The sequence below is a fragment of the Arachidicoccus sp. genome (genome assembly GCF_050436765.1).
Lineage (GTDB): Bacteria > Bacteroidota > Bacteroidia > Chitinophagales > Chitinophagaceae > Arachidicoccus.
Window position 1 is genome coordinate 1 of record NZ_JBNQGD010000425.1, and the last position, 15057, is coordinate 15057.

13 protein-coding genes are annotated in these 15057 nt (G+C 36.7%); 9 read left to right on the plus strand and 4 right to left on the minus strand.

Annotation, left to right across the window (positions count from 1 at the left end; all coding sequences use genetic code 11):
- The 3 genes from ACQR30_RS17865 to ACQR30_RS17875 form a co-directional block, all read right to left on the minus strand.
- Positions 1–492 (minus strand): MFS transporter (locus tag ACQR30_RS17865; protein WP_429737153.1); only part of this gene is annotated, 492 nt, incomplete at its 3' end.
- A 6-nt stretch (positions 493–498) separates the two neighbouring features.
- The gene (locus ACQR30_RS17870) at positions 499–1296 is read right to left on the minus strand and encodes an undecaprenyl-diphosphate phosphatase (protein ID WP_429737154.1); all 798 of its coding nucleotides are present in this window, start codon (positions 1294–1296) and stop codon (positions 499–501) included.
- A gap of 102 nt (positions 1297–1398) precedes the next feature.
- Positions 1399–3219, minus strand: a complete 1821-nt coding sequence (locus ACQR30_RS17875; RefSeq protein ID WP_429737156.1) for a DNA polymerase III subunit gamma/tau — start codon at positions 3217–3219, stop codon at positions 1399–1401.
- A 247-nt stretch (positions 3220–3466) separates the two neighbouring features.
- On the opposite strand from ACQR30_RS17875, the gene ACQR30_RS17880 reads away from it, so the two are divergent.
- From ACQR30_RS17880 to ACQR30_RS17920, 9 genes are all read left to right on the plus strand, one after another.
- Positions 3467–4807 (plus strand): sigma-54-dependent transcriptional regulator, encoded by a 1341-nt coding sequence (locus tag ACQR30_RS17880; RefSeq protein WP_429737158.1) that lies wholly within the window; start codon positions 3467–3469, stop codon positions 4805–4807.
- Between the two features lie 258 nt (positions 4808–5065).
- The gene (locus ACQR30_RS17885) at positions 5066–5143 is read left to right on the plus strand and encodes a potassium-transporting ATPase subunit F (protein WP_429737172.1); all 78 of its coding nucleotides are present in this window, start codon (positions 5066–5068) and stop codon (positions 5141–5143) included.
- A 41-nt stretch (positions 5144–5184) separates the two neighbouring features.
- Positions 5185–6885, plus strand: a complete 1701-nt coding sequence (gene kdpA, locus ACQR30_RS17890) for a potassium-transporting ATPase subunit KdpA (RefSeq protein WP_429737160.1) — start codon at positions 5185–5187, stop codon at positions 6883–6885.
- Positions 6886–6895: 10 nt separating this feature from the next.
- On the plus strand, positions 6896–8935 hold the full coding sequence (kdpB, locus tag ACQR30_RS17895) for a potassium-transporting ATPase subunit KdpB (protein ID WP_429737161.1): 2040 nt from the start codon (positions 6896–6898) through the stop codon (positions 8933–8935).
- A 20-nt stretch (positions 8936–8955) separates the two neighbouring features.
- The gene (locus ACQR30_RS17900; protein WP_429737162.1) at positions 8956–9516 is read left to right on the plus strand and encodes a K(+)-transporting ATPase subunit C; all 561 of its coding nucleotides are present in this window, start codon (positions 8956–8958) and stop codon (positions 9514–9516) included.
- Between the two features lie 64 nt (positions 9517–9580).
- Positions 9581–10705 (plus strand): sensor protein KdpD, encoded by a 1125-nt coding sequence (locus tag ACQR30_RS17905; RefSeq protein ID WP_429737163.1) that lies wholly within the window; start codon positions 9581–9583, stop codon positions 10703–10705.
- Positions 10706–10715: 10 nt separating this feature from the next.
- On the plus strand, positions 10716–12461 hold the full coding sequence (locus ACQR30_RS17910; protein ID WP_429737165.1) for an ATP-binding protein: 1746 nt from the start codon (positions 10716–10718) through the stop codon (positions 12459–12461).
- A 15-nt stretch (positions 12462–12476) separates the two neighbouring features.
- The gene (locus tag ACQR30_RS17915; protein WP_429737166.1) at positions 12477–13472 is read left to right on the plus strand and encodes a YicC/YloC family endoribonuclease; all 996 of its coding nucleotides are present in this window, start codon (positions 12477–12479) and stop codon (positions 13470–13472) included.
- Between the two features lie 25 nt (positions 13473–13497).
- A complete protein-coding gene (locus tag ACQR30_RS17920) occupies positions 13498–13986 on the plus strand; it encodes a hypothetical protein (protein WP_429737168.1) in 489 nt (162 codons plus the stop codon).
- Positions 13987–14002: 16 nt separating this feature from the next.
- Here the strand turns inward: ACQR30_RS17920 and ACQR30_RS17925 are convergent.
- Positions 14003–15057 (minus strand): glycoside hydrolase family 3 N-terminal domain-containing protein (locus ACQR30_RS17925; RefSeq protein ID WP_429737169.1); only part of this gene is annotated, 1055 nt, incomplete at its 5' end.

Sequence of the window (15057 nt, forward strand, 5' to 3'; positions counted from 1 at the left end):
AAAACCTTTGGCACTCACGTGATCCTGTTCTTTTTCAGAAGCAATTTCAGGGAGATACGCGTTGTAAAAAACTAAACTTCCACAATAACCTATCGCCGCAATTATACAACAGATAATTCCCAAATTCAACCGCTCTTTTGTAAAGGCAAACATTAAACAACAGGCGGCAGAACCCAGATAACAAAAAAATTGCATAAACCGTTTCTTATTGCCACGTCCGTCCGCAATAGAGGATAAAAAAGGGGATAAAATAGCTATCACCAAATACGCCAATGCAATCGCATAATTGTATAATGCACCACTTTCGAATTTGAAACCTAAAAAAGAAATAGCATGGCTGATAACCTTGCCTGCACTATCTTTCGTGGAAGTAATGGCATCATAATAAACAGGAAATATGGTTGATGTAATAACTAAGTTATACGCACTGTTCGCCCAGTCGTACATTGCCCAACCATTAATGACTTTTTTGGAAGCAGAAGTTTGATCCATTATGTTTTACATCATTTGCAAACTATGTCCGGAAAAAATAAATGCTAAAATTATAATCCCCACTATAATACGATAAACTCCGAAAGCCTGAAAACCGTTCTTTGAAACGTAATTGATAAAAGCTTTTATAGCAATAATGGCAACAACAAATCCCACTACATTACCGACACCTAGCAGGCCCCACTGGTGTGCAGATACATGGTAACCTTGTTTGTAAAAGTCGTACAATTTTTTCGCAGTAGCACCAAACATAGTAGGCACGGCCAAAAAGAAAGAAAATTCCGCCGCAGCCTTTTTGGTTAATTTCTGTTGCATACCTCCTATAATGCTTGCCGCACTCCTGCTTACACCTGGGATCATGGCCAGACATTGCCAAATGCCAATAACAAAAGCATTTTTATATTTAATACGATCCGCATTATCTTCCTGAGGGTTCTTAAACACGTTATCAATAAACAATAATACAATACCTCCAATCAACAATGAGATAGCGACGGTTTCGATACTGCCCAAGAAATGTTCAATTTGTTTATCCAATAACAACCCGAAAACAACTGCCGGCAGAAACGCGACAAATAATTTGTAATAAAAATTAAGCGATTTAAGAAACCTTTTAAAATATAGAACGATTACTGACAAGATGGTTCCCAATTGAATAGCAACAATAAACAATTGCACAAACTGATCCTTAGAATCTATACCCAAAAGGGCGCTACCAATAATTAAATGTCCTGTGGAAGACACTGGCAAAAACTCAGTAAGGCCTTCGATAATGCCCAAAATAATGGCTTGTATGTAATTCATTTAACTATTGAATTATAAATTTAATGTTTCCAGACGAATTATTGGCTATTAGTAATATTATGCAAATGAATTATCAAATTTTCAAATTACCAAATTATCAATTTAATAATCTATATTTAGTTTCAGTTTTTCTTTCAGCAATTTCAATGCAGGATTTTTGGCGGCCATCACTTCAAAACGTTCACGACTACTTAAAGGTGCAGGCAATACTTCCACATCTACAGCAAGCGCCTCAATTTTAAAAGTAAGTTGGCGATTCTTAAAAAGTTCTTGCAGTTCATATAACAATTGCATACGCTCCTGCTCTACCAAGTTTTTCTGTACTACGGTTTGTACATCGATCTTAAAACAATCTTCACTCAAAATAGAAAGACCGGCTATTTTAAAAGTATTGGCAGCGGAATATTGTTTTTGAGATAATAATTTTTCTCCGAATGCAGCCCAGGCAGTTTTTAATTTTTCCATCTCCAATGGTTCCGGGTTCTCCACCTCACGCACTTCATAATCGCGCCCTACTTTAGCTTTAATGGCATCGAGTAAGCTTTGCCTAGACGGCCTTGGCAAAGTATGACCGGTAGTACCCTCCAACTTTTTCTCTTTTATTTCTACCGGCGAATTAAACGTCGGGGCAACTTTTTTCTTTTCCGGTTTTGACGGCTCAATCACTTTCTCTGTTGCGGGCGTTTCACTTTTTTGTATAGTAAGTTTAGCCTTCCCCTCTTCTAGCGGGGCAACTTGAAAGGAAGCAATTTTTTTTTCTCGATAAGCTACAGGTCCGTCAATCTGCTTTTTTTTTGCCACTACCCCATTTTCAGAGGCTAAACTTATTGCTTGCTGCAAAAAGTTAAGTTTTATAATAGCCATCTCAACGTGCAAACGCTTGTTGCGCGCCATCTTATAATTTACTTCAGCCTCATTCAAAATATTCAAAGCGCTTACCAAAAAGGAAGCGGAGATTTTTTGAGCAGTCGCAATATATTTTTGTTGCATACCTTCTACCACATCAAGCAATACAGCTGCCTTGGCATTTTGTGCTACCAATAAATTCCGCACAAATTCGGCAAAACCGTTTAAAACCAGGTCGCCTTCAAAGCCTTTGCGATTTATTTCATCATACAAAAGCATGCCGCCTGCAAGATCCTGCTGGGTCAAACAGTCCAATATCTTGAAATAATAATCCTCATCTAAAATATTTAAATTTTCCAAAGTATTGGAATAAGACACCTCTCCATTGGTAAAACTCACAATCTTATCCAAAATACTCAATGCATCACGCATACAACCTTCGCTCTTTTGCGCAATCACCTGTAGTGCGGCTTTCTCGACCTGAATATGTTCTTTCACTGCTATTTCTTCCAGATGCTCTACCGTATCATTATTGGTGATTCTTTTAAAATCAAATATTTGACAACGGCTCAAAATAGTAGGCAATAATTTATGTTTTTCGGTGGTAGCCAAAATAAAAATAGCATAGCTCGGTGGCTCTTCCAAAGTTTTCAAAAAAGCATTGAAGGCGCTAGCACTTAGCATATGTACCTCATCCACAATATATACCTTGTATTTTCCCGCCTGCGGGGCAAAACGAACCTGCTCCACCAATGTTCGAATATCATCTACTGAATTGTTACTGGCAGCATCTAATTCGTGGATATTTAACGATGCGCCATCGTTGAAGCTTTTACAAGATGGGCATTGATCGCAAGCCTCACCATCGGGCTGCAAATTTTCACAATTGATGGTTTTAGCCAGGATACGCGCACAAGTAGTTTTGCCTACTCCACGTGGTCCACAAAAAAGGAAAGCATGCGCCAGTTGCTGATTTTTTATGGCATTCTTTAAAGTTGTGGTAATATGTTTTTGACCAATTACCGTTTCAAAAGTTTGGGGGCGATATTTTCTTGCTGAGACTACAAAGTTTTCCATACGAGTTGCAAGATAATCATTCCTTTTGTATCATCTATATTTTGGCGTTTCACTTACGGCTTTGTGGATAAAAAAGTAGGTAAGGAGTGCTAAAGGGCAATTTATCCGCTATAGAATTTCCTATTTTCATACGCTATGTTCTATAACAATTTACTTTCCGGCACCGAAAAATAGGGTTAGCCTCTTATTGGCTATAAAATAATAATTGTCTAATAAATTTCTACATTTGCTTCAAATACTTGATATAATGAATGCCATTTTGTTAATAGATGATGAAGAAAAACTACGGAGCTTAATGGCGCGTGTTATTTCCCTAGAAGGCTTTACTATTTTTCAGGCAGAAAATATTAAGGAGGCATGGAAAAAGCTGGCACTTCATGAAATTGAAGTAGTAGTCTGCGATATTAAATTACCCGACGGGAACGGAATAAGCTTTTCTAAAGAATTGAAAGAAAAATATCCAGCAATTGAAATTATACTCTTAACAGCCTACGGCAATATCCCGGATAGCGTACAAGCTATTAAAAATAATGCTTTTGATTATATTACAAAAGGTGATGATAATAACAAAATAATCCCTCTCCTTTACAAAGCGACCGAAAAATCCAACCTTACAAAACGAGTCCTGCAATTAGAGCAACAAGTCGGTAAAAAATATTCTTTTGAAAATATTCTTGGAAGATCAAAAGTAATTCTGGAGGCGATTGAGCTAGCGAAAAAAGTAGCCACAACAGATGCAACCGTCTTATTACTAGGAGAAACAGGAACAGGTAAAGAGGTATTTGCACAAGCAATACATTTTGCGAGTGCAAGATGCAACAAGGCTTTCGTAGCTATCAACTGCGCTGCATTTAGCAAAGATTTACTGGAAAGTGAATTATTCGGACATAAAGGCGGCTCTTTTACAGGCGCAACTAAAGACAAAAAAGGACTGTTTGAAGAAGCGCACAAAGGAACAATTTTCTTAGATGAAGTTGGTGAAATGGTCACCGAACTGCAAGCCAAAATATTAAGAGTTCTGGAGTCAGGGGAGTTTATTAAAGTAGGAGAAACTACGCCAACAAAGGTTGATGTGCGCGTAATTGCCGCTACCAATCGCGATTTATTAAAAGAAATTGAGCAAGCGAATTTTAGGGAGGATTTGTATTATAGACTCTCAGCTTTTACAATTCCAATTCCTGCCCTTCGGGAAAGAAAACAGGATATTGCTGAGCTATCCAATTATTTTGTGCAAATATTTTCTACGAAAAGCAATAAGCGTCCATTCAAATTATCGGAGCAATATTTGGATGCACTAAAAAAACATTCTTGGAAAGGCAATATTCGGGAATTAAAAAATACAATTGAGCGCAGTATAATTCTCAATGACAAAGAAATTTTAGATATCGAATCTTTACCATATGAGTTGCAGCACACCATGAAAAAGGGGCAAAAAACTCTATCGGCATTTTCCTTGAACAGTGCCGAGAAATTGCATATTCAAAAGGTACTTAATCACACACAAGGTAATAAGGCAGAGGCTGCGCGATTACTGGAAATTGGCATCGCAACCTTATACAGAAAGATAGAAGAATACAAAATACAATAAACCTTATCGTTTTGGGAAAAGCCTATCATATTGATAGGCTTTTTTTATTCCAAAAAATTAAAATATATCGTTATAACTCTTTATCCATCGACATTACAAAGAATTTACAAAAAGCAGGAACACTTTTGGCATACAAGGTCGAAAACAAATTATCCATCAAAAATGCTTACGCTTATTTTAACTCTCTTGGGTTGCTTTTTATTTGCAATCATGTTCCAATTCATCAATTTCTTTGATAAAATATAACTAATTACAAAAATGACATTATTATTCATTATTGCTATTTGCGTGTTTGTATATATATGTTATGTGCTTTTAAAACCAGAAAAGTTTTAAAACAGTTCATTGTGTTATTCACTATCAACAATTCACCAAACATGAATACAGAAATTTTAGGCATCATTGCCATATTTGTATCGACTGTACTGCTGGCCATGCCACTCGGCAAATACATAAGCAAGATTTTTAATTATGAAAAAAGCTGGTTAGACGGGGTTTTTAATCCAATAGATAGATTTTTTTTTAAATTCAGCGGTATAGATACCAATAAACAAATGGATTGGAAACAGCACCTTGCTGCATTTCTTACTATCAATCTGATCTGGTTTTTACTTTCCATGTTTGTACTAACAAACATGAGCTGGCTGCCTTTAAATCCGGACGAAAACGCTTCTATGAGTGGTCATCTTGCCTTTAATACAGCAATTAGTTTTATTACAAATACTAACCTGCAACATTATTCAGGAGAAACGGGTCTTTCTTATTTTGGGCAATTATTTTTAATGCTTTGGCAATTTGTGAGTGCCGGTTGTGGAATTGCGATTGTCGCTGTAGTATTTGCCGCTCTGAAAAATAAAACTAGTACTCAGTTAGGAAATTTTTACTCTTTTTTTGTAAGAGCTACTACACGTATCCTTTTCCCACTTGCATTAATTGTAGCTACTATCTTGGTGTTTAATGGTACCCCAATGACTTTTCAAGGGAAACATAATATGGTAACCCTCCAAGGGGATACGGTTCAAGTATCGACAGGGCCAGTTGCAGCATTTGTAGCAATTAAACAAATAGGCACAAATGGAGGCGGTTTCTTTGGGGCGAATTCAGCACATCCCTTTGAAAATCCATCTTATTTCACCAACATGATTGAGAACATGGCCATCGTTCTTATACCGATGGCATTAATATTTGCACTAGGATATTATTTAAAAAGGCGAAGACTGGCTTGGATGATTTTTACTGTGATGTGTATTGGATTGTTACTCTTGCTTATCCCTACAGTGCATAATGAAATGCTGGGTAATTCCTCAATTGCCAAATTAGGCATTACACAAAATATGGGAAGTATGGAGGGGAAGGAAGTTCGTATAGGCTCCGCCGCATCAGCTAACTGGGCAATCTATACAACCTGCACAAGTAATGGGTCCGTAAACGCGATGCTGGACAGCTTCAAACCTCTTTCAGGTCTCTGCGCAATGTTGGGAATGATGGTAAATGCACTTTTTGGAGGTGTAGGTGTGGGCTTTCTTAATTTCTACATTTTTATCATTCTTGCAGTTTTTATAAGTGGGTTAATGGTAGGAAGAACGCCTGAATTCTTGGGAAAAAAAATAGAGGCCAAAGAAATGAAAATTGCGATGATAATTGCACTTCTACACCCATTCTTAATTCTAGTAGGTGCGGCAATAGCAAATCATTTATACACAGGAAATCCTTCGCTCTATTGCTCTTGGCTGAATAATCCGGGCTGTCATGGCTTTAGCGAAATGCTTTACGAATTCACCTCCTCAAGTGCTAATAATGGAAGCGGCTTTGCTGGGCTCGGCAACAACACTCCTTTTTGGAACATCGCTTGTGGAATTGTAATGTTGCTGGGGAGATATTTGCCTATCATAGGCCCCGTGGCAATTGCAGGTAGTTTGGCAAATAAAAAACATATTCCTGAAAATGCCGGTACGCTCAAAACAGATACTTCAACGTTTGGAATAATGGTATTTGCCGTTATCTTAATTGTAGCGGCCTTATCGTTCCTTCCTGCATTGACATTAGGGCCCATTGCAGAGCATTTTTCACTAAAATAATTTAAAAGAAATGACAACAAAAAATAACTCATTGTTTCAAAAGGATTTGCTGAGAGAAGCCTTCAGACAATCTTTCATAAAATTGGACCCAACAATAATGTTCCGTAACCCAGTTATGTTCACGGTAGAAATAGGAACCGTTGTAATGCTTTTTGTTTGCGGTTGGATATTGGCCGGCGAAAAATCACAGGGAAGTTTTTCCTATAATTTTTTCATATTTCTCATCTTATTGCTCACCTTGTTATTCGCAAATTTTGCGGAGGCAATTGCAGAGGCAAGGGGCAAAGCACAGGCGAATAGTTTACGCAAAACGAGAGAGGAAACACCCGCAAAAAAAGTAGAAATATTAGGGGGCATTTTTGTCAATGAAGTTCAAATAGTACCTTCTTCTACTTTAAGAAAAGGAGATATGTTTATTTGTGAAGCAGGAGACATCATTCCATCTGACGGAGAAATTATTAACGGACTCGCAACCATTGACGAAAGTGCCATCACCGGCGAAAGTGCTCCGGTAATTCGCGAAGCAGGAGGAGATAAAAGCTCTGTTACTGGTGGAACCAAAGTATTGTCAGACAAGATAAAAGTAAAAGTCACAATAGAGCAGGGAGAAAGTTTTCTAGACAAAATGATCGCATTGGTAGAAGGTGCAAATCGTCAGAAAACACCTAATGAAATTGCGCTGACTATTCTATTGGCAGGATTCACCTTGGTATTTATCATTGTTACGGTAACTCTAAAACCTTTTGCCGATTTTGCCAATGCACCGATTACAATTGCTGCATATGTAGCACTATTTGTATGTCTAATCCCAACGACTATTGGCGGGTTATTATCTGCTATTGGCATAGCAGGAATGGACAGGGCGCTTCGTGCAAATGTCATTACCAAAAGTGGCAAGGCTGTCGAAACTGCAGGAGATATAGATGTCTTGTTGTTGGATAAAACTGGAACTATTACAATTGGTAATCGTAAAGCAATAAATTTTTATCACATTAAAGAGATAGCTGAAGAACAATTCATTAAGGCTGTCGTGCTAAGTTCTATGGCAGATGAAACGCCAGAAGGAAAATCTATTATTGAACTGGCGATGGTAAATCCCTTGGGTTATAATATTCGAAATCCACGATATATAAAATTCACCGCAGAAACAAGAAGTTCAGGGATAGATTTTGATACGTCACGTATCCGAAAAGGGGCCTCAGACGCCATTCGCCAACTTACTGAAAGAGCAGGAAATGTTTTTCCGGAAGAGATCGCAAAACATGTAAAAAATATTTCCAGTAATGGCGGAACCCCTTTGGTCGTCGCAGAAAATGAGAAGGTTATTGGTGTAATCGAATTACAAGACATTATCAAACCGGGTATTAGCGAGCGCTTTGAGCGATTGCGTAAGATGGGCATTAAAACAGTAATGGTTACTGGAGACAATCCATTAACTGCAAAATACATTGCTGAAAAGGCTGGCGTAGATGATTTTATTGCAGAAGCAAAACCCGAAGATAAAATGGATTACATCAAAAAAGAACAAGCCGAAGGCAGATTGGTTGCTATGATGGGCGATGGCACCAATGATGCACCAGCACTGGCACAAGCAGACGTCGGAGTGGCAATGAATAGTGGAACACAAGCAGCAAAAGAAGCTGGCAATATGGTAGACCTGGACAATGACCCCACCAAATTGATAGAGGTAGTAGAAATCGGCAAACAACTTTTAATGACCAGAGGAACACTTACTACCTTCAGTATTGCCAATGACATAGCTAAATATTTTGCCATTATTCCCGCATTATTTATTGTTGCTATTCCCTCCCTAAAGGCATTAAATGTTATGCATTTGCATAGCCCGCAAACAGCAATATTATCGGCTGTAATTTTCAATGCTCTTGTAATCCCCATGTTGATTCCTTTAGCTCTGAAAGGCGTCTCCTACAAACCCATTGGCGCAAGCGCTTTGCTTCGCAGAAATTTATTCATATATGGACTCGGAGGAATTATTATCCCCTTTATAGGGATAAAGTTGATTGATATTGTGGTTTCTTCATTTTTCTAATTAGTCTAAAAACGTAAAATATGAAATCTCATATATTTCCTGGAATTCGCCTCACATTAATTTGCCTGATATTTTTTGTGGGTGTTTATTCAGTTACCATTTATGGCATCGCCCAATTCACGCCTAACAGGGGCAAAGGAGAAATTGTTATCCAAAACGGTAAAACATATTACAGCAATATTGGGCAGCAGTTTACAGAAGATAAGTATTTCTATTCACGCCCTTCAGCTGTCAATTATAATGCAGCAAGCAGTGGAGCAAGTAATAAAAGTACCATCAATTCCGATTATCTAAAGCAGGTTCAGGCTCGTATAGACACTTTTCTTATACACAATCCCGGTATTGAGAAATCGGCTATTCCATCAGATATAGTCACAGCAAGTGGCAGTGGCTTAGATCCCAACATCTCTGTACAAGCAGCAGAAATACAGATAAAGCGAATTGCCAAAATAAGGGGAATCACTGAAGAAAAGTTAGAGCAATTGGTCCGCTCCAACATAGAAAAACCTTTCTTGGGATTATTTGGAACAGAAAAAATAAATTTACTCAAACTTAATCTTGCATTGGATAATTTAAAGTAACTTATTTAGTTTTAGTTATTGAAATTATTCTGGAAAGATCAATATATCTTTAAAATCAGCCTTGATGAAAGATACAAAAAAGTCAGCGGAGGAATTTTTAAACCTTATTAAAAAATCAAGGCGAGGCAAATTCAAAGTCTATATCGGAATGAGTGCTGGGGTAGGCAAAACCTATCGCATGTTGCAAGAAGCACAATCACTCCAAAGCAGTGGCGTGGATATAAATATTGGTTTTATAGAAACACATGGCAGAAAAGAAACACATGAATTATTAGAGGGGCTTCCGGTTGTACCGGTTAGGAAATTATTTTATAAAGGAAAAGAACTAGAAGAAATGGATTTGGCAGCCATTATTCATCTTCGCCCGGAAATTGTTGTTGTGGATGAACTCGCACATACAAATATTGAAGGAAGCAAAAACAATAAGCGATGGCAGGATGTTATGGATATTCTTGACGCCGGCATCAATGTAATTTCGGCAGTAAACATTCAGCACATAGAAAGTTTGAATGATGATGTAAAAAACATTACAGGTATTGAAGTAAAAGAGCGTATTCCAGATGCCGTAATTGCGCAAGCGGATGAAGTTGTAAATATTGATCTTACTGCTGATGAACTGATTGCAAGGCTGAAAGATGGAAAAATCTATCGTCCTGAAAAGATTGAAATCGCCTTAAGAAATTTTTTTCAACCTGAACATATTTTGCAACTTCGGGAACTCGCGTTAAAAGAAGTTGCATCGCAGGTAGAACGCAAGGTCGAAACAGAAGTCATTAAAGTAACTAATTTGCAGCGAGAACGATTTATGGCATGCATTAGTAGTAACGAGAGAACAGCAAAAGTCGTCATTCGTAAGACTTCCAGGCTCGCTAATTATTATAATAGTCAATGGTATGTTTTATATGTGCAAACACAGAAAGAAGGCGTAGATAAAATCGCTCTGGACAAACAGCGATATCTAATTAATAATTTTAAATTGGCAACAGAATTGGGCGCACAAATTATTAAGATGGAGAATAACAACATTGTAAAGTCAATTTTGCAACAAGCGGAAGAAAGAAAGATAAGTACCATTTGCATTGGGAAACCACATTTTAGCATTTTAAAAATAATTCTTGCAACAAATGTGTTTAATGAGTTATTAAGAAAACTTACGAGCAGCAATATTGATTTGGTTATTTTATCTTGAATATTATCAAATGAAAATAAAAGCGAAACTTATATCGGTAGTAGGTCTATTGTTCGTAATGGTAACAGTACTAACAGCCATCGGCTCAATATTTATCAATAAACTTTCCAACGATACGAAGAAAATATCAACGGCAAATTACAACACTATTGCGTATTCTAGAAACATGATGGATGCTTTAAACACGGGTATCGAGCAGCCTATAGAACAGCAATATTTTAAAGAAAATCTTCAAAAACAACAACAGAACATAACTGAGAATGGAGAACAATCTTTGACCAATAAATTAAACAATGATTTTAACTCGCTAATAAAATATACAGATAGTACTGATTTGCTTAAAAAAGTAAGAGCTGATCTTTCACAGATTATGCTGCTCAATATGCAAGCTATTGGACAAAAGAGTAATACGGCTCAAAGAACGGCAGATAGCGCTATCTTCTGGATCGAAATCATTGGCTCATTTTGCTTTCTTGTGAGCTTTACCATGTTATTCAACCTTCCCAACAATATTGCCAATCCAATCAGGGAGCTAACAAGTAGCATCAGGGAAATTGCCTCACAGAATTATGCCAAAAGGTTAAATTTTGAAAGTCATGATGAATTTGGAGAACTAGCTAAGTCATTCAACACGATGGCAGAAAAACTAGAAGAATATCAAACAGGAAATATGGAAAAACTAATGACTGAGAAAAAGCGCATCGAAACACTTATCAATAATATGCGTGAACCGGTTATCGGTCTGGACAGCGAGAACAAAATCGTCTTCTTTAATAATAACGCCATAAAGATTACAGGCCTGGAACTAGAAAATATATTGGGCAGACCAGTTCAAAATATTGCTGTACATAATGATTTACTGCGAAAATTAATTCAAGAACTCTTCATTCATGATACAGAAAAACCAATACAAAAAGTAGCTCCCATTAAAATTTTTGCAGATAATAAGGAAAGCTATTTTGAGAAAGAAATTATCCCCATAAAAATTATTCCTACCGGAGAAAAGGATGAAAAAATAATTGGCAATGTAATATTATTGAAAAATATCACGGAGTATAAAGAATTAGATTTTGCAAAAACTAATTTTATTGCAACAGTTTCTCACGAATTTAAAACACCCATTTCGTCCATCAAAATGAGTTTACAGCTTTTGGAAAATGAACAGGTCGGGCTACTTAATAATGAACAAAGAAGCCTTGTTGAAAGTATTAAAGACGACAGTAGCAGGCTATTGAAAATTACCGGTGAGTTGCTGAATGTAACCCAGGTAGAAAGTGGGACTGTCCATTTAAATATGAGGTCAGAGAATGTTTTGGAAATAATCAATTACGCCTTAAGTGCAAATAAGAATGCTGCTGAGCAAAAAAATATCAATATACAAATCAATATACCCTCGCAGCCCATATTCATACATACTGACAAAGAAAAAACAGCTTGGGTGCTGAATAATTTAATATCCAATGCAATACGCTATTCTTATGATGATTCTATCATTTATATTGAGATTTCTATTAAAAATGACAAGGCAATACTTTCTATAACAGATCTGGGTCAAGGTATTTCACCCGAATACATTCCTAAAATTTTCGATCGATATTTCAGAATCCCGGGCACCAAAAAGGAAGGAACAGGCTTGGGACTAAGTATCAGTAAAGAATTTATAGAAGCACAAAATGGTAGTATTAATGTTAAAAGCGAATATGGAAAAGGAAGCTGTTTTACGATAGAATTACCGGTTGCCCATAATTTGTTATAAATGGGTTTCTTTTATATGGGAAAGCCAACAACAATCTTAGACGTAAACATAATTCTTCGTGTAAAAACGACTTTGCGGGTCTTATTGCTCTATACTAACGATTTTTATTGTAGGTTTGTTTTTAAAATATCTTCTATGCTTTATTCGATGACAGGCTACGGACGTGCGGAACAAATGTTGGGTGACAAAACGTTTTTAGTAGAAGTAAAATCTCTTAATGGTAAACAATGCGACTTGCGTATGACTTTACCGGCATTATTAAAGCCATTTGAATTTGAGATTAGAAATGTAATTACCGAAGGTTTACAGCGCGGAAGTATCGAATGCAATATCTCCATTAAACAAAATGGCGCGGGCAAAGCTTTGTCTATCAATACAGATCTGGCAAAATATTTCTATCTATCTATAGAAAGATTGGCCAGAGAATTAAATGCAGGCACCGAACACTTATTAAGTACGGTACTTAAAATGCCGGACGTAATTATGAACTCTACCGAAGTAATATCGGACGAAGAATACAAGGCTTTCGAACTGATATTAAAAAAAGCAGTGGCACAATTAAATCTGCATAGGAAAAATGAAGGTGCCGTTTTAGAAAAAGATTTATTGGAAAGAATCGCTAACATCGAAAACCGCCAACCATTAATCGCTGATTTAGCGCCTAATCGCAAATCGAAGATAAAAGAAAATTTAACCAAACTGATATCGGAGAATGTTGGGCAAGATAATTATGATGCGGGGCGATTGGAACAAGAACTTGTCTATTATATTGAAAAAATCGACATAAGTGAAGAGCAAGTTCGTTTAAAGAATCATTGTAATTATTTCAGAGAAATAATAAACGAATCCGGAAGTTCAAAAGGCAAAAAATTATCCTTCATTCTGCAAGAGATAGGCAGAGAAATAAATACTACCGGTTCTAAGGCTTACGATTTGGATATTCAACGTTACGTTGTCGAAATGAAAGACGAATTAGAAAAAGCAAAAGAGCAAATATTAAACGTTTTATAATTTGCCAAAGTTTAAATTCAGGTTCATGAAGAAGAACAACAGCATCATCCTAGTTTTAATTTTAATTCTATTGATAAGTGTTGCTTCCTGTGTGCAATCTACAACATCGGAAAAAACCGTATCTTTCAAAGACCACCAATGGCTGTCTTCCTATAAGCCCTGGATCGACATAGATATTACTGACACCACAGATCTATATAATATCTATGCTGTGATAAGACATACAGATAATTTTCAATACAACAATTTAATGCTCAATTATTATTTTATTGCACCAGGTGATTCCGCTAAAATGCAAAAAATAATTCTCCCTATTGGAGAAAATAATCATTGGTTTGGAGACACATTGGAGAGCACCATTGAAACGAGGGTAAAAATCAATAAAAAGCCTATCAAACTTAGCTACGGAAAAAACAGCTTTATATTTCAACAGTTAATGCCTGCAGATACATTAAAGCATATACTAAACATGGGCATCAGAATCGAGAAAAAAACAGACACTTTAGGGAAATAATATCTCTTAATTAACCTTAATCTCGCTTCACTAAAATGCCCGTTCCCACAGGCAATTTGGAAGAAACAGACACCGATAAGCGCCCTTTCGCTTTTATCTTTCCAATCAAGAACCGATAAGCATTTTGTTGAAAAATAGCATCGTCTTCGTAGCAAGCAATAATATTTTTATAATCAGTAAAATATTTAATAGCATAGGGATTCCCAAAATCCATCAATATGGCGGAAGGATCGAATTTTTCAACATCACTCGCTAATAAGATTGCTTCTTCACTGATATCAAAATTATCCGCCGGACGTTTACTGTAATTATGTATACCAACTATTATTCTATCAAATTTTCCATTTTTTAGTTTATTTAAAACAGTTTCCAATCTTCCTTTATTCTCTTCATAGGAAACATTAAAAACTGTCGTGTGGAAATGCCGCTTCAACTCAGTAACAATTGCATTATCCGAATTCTCACCCAGGGCTACATAGGCAATATTTTCATTTTTGTTTAGGACGGGAAAACGCCTGTTTTGAGTCTTTATAACGGCTAATGAATATTTTGCCGCTTCTCTGCGAATTCGACCGACATTTTTATTCAGATCAGCCGTAATATTTGCGGTATCAACTTTTGAATAATGCGCCAATCCCAAATTATATTTTGCATAGAGTACTTTTTTTATGCTATGCGCCAAATTCTCCCAACGGAGTCTTCCATCATCTAAAGCTGCATTTATTTTATCGATATTAGTCGTAATATTTTCGGGCAAACACAACATATCATTACCCGCAAGTAAAGACTTTACCGCCACTTCCCCGCCTGGGAAGTACTTTGAAACGCCTTTCATTTCCAATGCATCAGTGAAAGAAATCCCTTGGAATCCCATTTTTTTTCTCAATAAATCTGTTACAAATTTCGGAGAAAGCGAGCTTGCCAGATGGGGCGTACTGTCGATAGCAGGGATAAACAAGTGTGCAATCATCACACTACCGACGCCCGCTTTAAACATCTTTTTAAATGGATACAACTCCAGTGAGTCAAGTTGAGCTAGTGACTTATGGATGATTGGTAAATCTAAATGCG

What these genes read in the sequence shown, in the direction of transcription:
- kdpA (WP_429737160.1), top strand. Translation starts at nt 5,185, where the DNA reads ATGAATACAGAAATTTTAGGCATCATTGCCATATTTGTATCGACTGTA.
- ACQR30_RS17900 (WP_429737162.1), top strand. Translation starts at nt 8,956, where the DNA reads ATGAAATCTCATATATTTCCTGGAATTCGCCTCACATTAATTTGCCTG.
- ACQR30_RS17910 (WP_429737165.1), top strand. Translation starts at nt 10,716, where the DNA reads ATGAAAATAAAAGCGAAACTTATATCGGTAGTAGGTCTATTGTTCGTA.
- ACQR30_RS17875 (WP_429737156.1), bottom strand. Translation starts at nt 3,219, where the DNA reads ATGGAAAACTTTGTAGTCTCAGCAAGAAAATATCGCCCCCAAACTTTT.
- ACQR30_RS17885 (WP_429737172.1), top strand. Translation starts at nt 5,066, where the DNA reads ATGACATTATTATTCATTATTGCTATTTGCGTGTTTGTATATATATGT.
- kdpB (WP_429737161.1), top strand. Translation starts at nt 6,896, where the DNA reads ATGACAACAAAAAATAACTCATTGTTTCAAAAGGATTTGCTGAGAGAA.
- ACQR30_RS17905 (WP_429737163.1), top strand. Translation starts at nt 9,581, where the DNA reads ATGAAAGATACAAAAAAGTCAGCGGAGGAATTTTTAAACCTTATTAAA.
- ACQR30_RS17915 (WP_429737166.1), top strand. Translation starts at nt 12,477, where the DNA reads ATGGGAAAGCCAACAACAATCTTAGACGTAAACATAATTCTTCGTGTA.
- ACQR30_RS17880 (WP_429737158.1), top strand. Translation starts at nt 3,467, where the DNA reads ATGAATGCCATTTTGTTAATAGATGATGAAGAAAAACTACGGAGCTTA.
- ACQR30_RS17870 (WP_429737154.1), bottom strand. Translation starts at nt 1,296, where the DNA reads ATGAATTACATACAAGCCATTATTTTGGGCATTATCGAAGGCCTTACT.
- ACQR30_RS17920 (WP_429737168.1), top strand. Translation starts at nt 13,498, where the DNA reads ATGAAGAAGAACAACAGCATCATCCTAGTTTTAATTTTAATTCTATTG.